Origin of the sequence: Pseudolysinimonas sp. (genome assembly GCF_044239695.1) — a bacterium.
GTDB lineage: Bacteria > Actinomycetota > Actinomycetes > Actinomycetales > Microbacteriaceae > Pseudolysinimonas_A.
Window position 1 is genome coordinate 1 of record NZ_JBIIAW010000174.1, and the last position, 3,524, is coordinate 3,524.

At 73.1% G+C, this 3,524-nt stretch carries 3 protein-coding genes and 1 pseudogene; all 4 read right to left on the reverse strand.

Annotated elements, in window-relative coordinates; all coding sequences use genetic code 11:
* Positions 1–92: 92 nt before the first annotated feature.
* Positions 93–1,001, reverse strand: coding sequence for a tyrosine recombinase XerC (locus ACILQS_RS15970; RefSeq protein ID WP_395641115.1), 909 nt, complete (start codon positions 999–1,001; stop codon positions 93–95).
* Between the two features lie 49 nt (positions 1,002–1,050).
* On the reverse strand, positions 1,051–2,004 hold the full coding sequence (locus ACILQS_RS15975) for a phosphodiesterase (RefSeq protein WP_395641116.1): 954 nt from the start codon (positions 2,002–2,004) through the stop codon (positions 1,051–1,053).
* Between the two features lie 69 nt (positions 2,005–2,073).
* On the reverse strand, positions 2,074–3,243 hold the full coding sequence (dprA, locus tag ACILQS_RS15980) for a DNA-processing protein DprA (RefSeq protein WP_395641117.1): 1,170 nt from the start codon (positions 3,241–3,243) through the stop codon (positions 2,074–2,076).
* A pseudogene (locus ACILQS_RS15985) lies at positions 3,240–3,524 on the reverse strand (ATP-binding protein); the annotation flags it as partial. The pseudogene ACILQS_RS15985 and the gene dprA, both read right to left, overlap by 4 nt.

Consider the following 3,524-nt stretch of genomic DNA (forward strand, 5'->3'; position numbering starts at 1 on the left):
GCAGCGGTGTATCGAAACCCGCCCGACGAGTGACCCGGGTGGGGTTTCGATACACCGCGCTGCGCGCGGCACTCAACCCGCGGGAGGGGGGGCTAGGCGCGTGGGTGGGCGAGGAAGTAGGACTCTTTGAGGCGCTCGGCGGAGACGTGGGTGTAGATCTGCGTGGTCGCGAGACTGGCGTGGCCGAGCAACTCCTGCACCGCACGGAGGTCGGCTCCCCCGTCGAGCAGGTGGGTGGCCGCGGTGTGTCGGAACGCGTGCGGCCCGGCGGGGCCCGAGCCGGGCAGGTCGGCCAGCAGTCGCGCGACGAGTTCGTACACGGCGCGGGTGCTGAGCTGCCGCCCCCGGGCGCCGACGAAGATCGTGCCGGCGTCGTCGCGCCCATCGAGGAGCGTGGCGCGGGCGTCGTCGAGGTAGCCGTCGAGGGCGCGGCGGGCCGGCATCCCGAACGGAACGACACGTTCTTTGCCGCCCTTGCCGAGCACGCGGAGGGTCATCCGCTCGCGGTCGAGGTCGGCGATTTTCGCGCCGACGACTTCGCTGACGCGCAGGGCCGAGGCGTAGAGCAGTTCGACGACGGCGAGATCGCGCACCGCGTTCGGCTCCCCCGTGTCGGCGCGGGCGGCGAGGTCGTCGAGCAGCCCGTCGACCTGCGGGCGGGTCAGCACGCGCGGGAGGTGCCGATCCGGTCGGGGGGCCTTGAGTCGATGCCCGGGGTCGGCCTCCGCGGTGCCGGTCGTGGCGAGCCACTTGGTGAATCCGCGGGCGGCGGCGCTGCGGCGCGCGAGGGTCGACTTCGCGAGACCCGCGGTCGAGCCGCGCCAGAGCCAGCCGCGGAGCAGCTCCAGGTCGAGGCCGGCGGTGTCCTCGAGTCCCGCGGCCTCGGCGAAGCCCGCGAGGTCGGTCAGGTCGGTGCGATACGCCCGGAGGGTGTGCACGCTGAAACCGCGGTCGAGTTCGAGGTGACGGGTATAGCCGTCGATCGCGGCGCGGAGGTCCACGCGTCCATCGTCGCGCGGACCCGTGGCTTCGCGGCCCCGCCCCGCCGGGCTACTCGAGAGTGTGGTCGACGGCCGGTGCGCCGCTGGATTCGACCTCGGCGAGGTTGAAGGTGGAGCGCTTGTTCGAGAACGCCTCGATTCGCTCGTCGAAGCTCAACTGGCCGAGCCGTTCCAGCACCGAGTCGGGGAACCCGGAGACCGGGCGGGTCTCGTGCACCGGCACGACGGAGTGCAGGATCTGGTCGTCGTAGACGTGCACGAGGTTGATCGACTGGGCGCCGTCGACGCCGAGCAGGCTGCCGACGGGGGCGGCCGCGTCGATCGTGTAGCAGGTGGCCGCCGCGACCGAGACGGGGATGCCCGCGAACATCCCCGACATCGCGTGGTGGAGGTGCCCGGCGAGGATGCCGCGCACGTCGGTGCCGCGCAGCACGTCGGCGAGGCGGTCCATGCGCTGCAGTTCGAGGATCGCCATGATCTCGACCGGCGACGGCAGCGGCGGGTGGTGGAGGGCGAGCAGGGTGCCGTCGGCGGCGGGCTCGGCGAGCACGTCGCGCAGCCACTCGAGCTGGCTGTCGAGCAGCGCACCGTGGTGATAGCCGGGCACCGTCGAGTCGAGGGAGATGATGCGCAGGCCGCCGAGCATCTCGACGCGATCCTGAGGTTCCGTGGTCTCGTGACCGAAGAGGCCCTTCGAGTACGCGGGGCGCTCGTCGTGGTTGCCCATCACCCAGATGATCTCGGCGCCGATCTTCGCGGCGGCCGGCTCGACGATCGACCTCAGCCGCGCGTAGGCATCCGGTTCGGCGAGGTCGGCGAGATCGCCCGTGAAGACGAGCGCTTCGATCGGCAGGTTCGAGCGCCCGAGCAGGTCGAGCGCGTGCACGAGCGGCGGATCCGTGTCGACGGTTCCGTAGAGTTCGCGGCCGCCACCGAGGAAGTGGGTGTCGGAGATGTGCGCGATCACGTGCCGCGCGGGAGGGAATTGGCCCAGTTGCACCATGCGCGCACTCTACGCGCCGCCGGTGTCGTTTCCGCGATGCCGCTCAGCGGCGGGTTGCCCGCACCCGGCCTACCCCGATCCCCGCCGCCATCCCGACGGACCTTCGGTCGCGAGACCGTCGAGTTCGAGCATCCCGAGTTCGGCCCGCACGGCGTCGAGCGACATCCCGCTGATCGCCGCGATGCGGGAGAGGTCGCGCCCCGTGCGGGTGAGCGCGTCGAGAACGCGGGTGCGTTCCGGACTCGGATCACCGGTGAGGAGGGTCGGCGCTCCGGTGGGGTCGACGAGTTCGGCCATCTCCTGCGCGGTCGTGACGCAGACGGCGTCGTACTCGCGGATGAGACGGTGGCACCCCGCGGAGGCCGACGACGTGACGGGACCGGGCACGGCACCGAGCGGGCGCCCGAGTTGAGCGGCGTGGCCCGCGGTGTTGAGGGATCCCGATCGCCAGCCCGCCTCGACGACGACCGTCGCGCTGCTCGCCGCAGCGATCAACCGGTTCCGCTGGAGAAAGCGCCACTTGGTCGGCGCGGTTCCGCACGGCACCTCGGACACGACGGCCCCGCGGTCGACGATGCGGGTCAACAGCGTTTCGTGCGCACTCGGGTAGAACCGGTCGACCCCGCCCGCGAGGAAGGCGACGGTCGAGCCGCCGCTCGCGAGCGCGGCGCGGTGGGCGGCGCCGTCGATGCCGAACGCGGCGCCCGAGACGATCGCGAAGCCGCGGTCGACGAGCCCGCTCGCCACCTCGACGGTGACGTGCTCGCCATAGCCGGTCGCGGCGCGGGCTCCGACGATCGCAATCGACCGCTCGAGTCGCCCGAGCAGCGTCGCATCGCCGCGCACCCAGAGCGCCGACGGGGCGTGCATCCCGAGATCGTCGAGTCCGGTCGGCCATTCCGCGTCACCGGGAACCAACAGTCGCGCCCCGAAGCGGGCCGCCTGCCGGAGGTGCAGCGGGGTGTCGACCTGACGCAGGCGCGGGCTCCAGCGTTCGACGGCCTCGGTGAACGATCCCCCGGCGGCGTCGGCGAGGGCGGGTGCGCCGGCGCTCAGCAATTCGAGAGCAGCCATCGCCCCGACCGCCGCGAGCAACCGACCGGCGTCGGCATCCCCCGGCTCGGCGATGGCCGACCACCGGGCCCGCGCGTAGCGGTCGGCGATCTGCTCCCGGTCGAGGGGGCGGTCGGGGACGACGGCGCGCACGAGGGCGGCGATCTCGGACTCCGGGACGGTCATGCGGCGGCTCTTCTCAGCAGCAGGGCGCGGCCGACGTGGCCGGCGTCGGGTCGGGGGACGGCATCCAGATCGGCGAGCGTCCACGCCATCCGCAGCACGCGGTCGTAGCCGCGCATGGTGATGCCACCGCGCTCCAGCGCCCGGTCGAGCACCGCGGTGGCGCCGCGCGCGGGCACTCCGGCGGGCGAGCGCAACCAGGTGCCGGGGACCTCCGAGTTGAGCCGCCACGGCGTCGTCGCCAGCCGCGTGGCCGCGAGCGCCCGGGCCCGCTCGACCCGGTC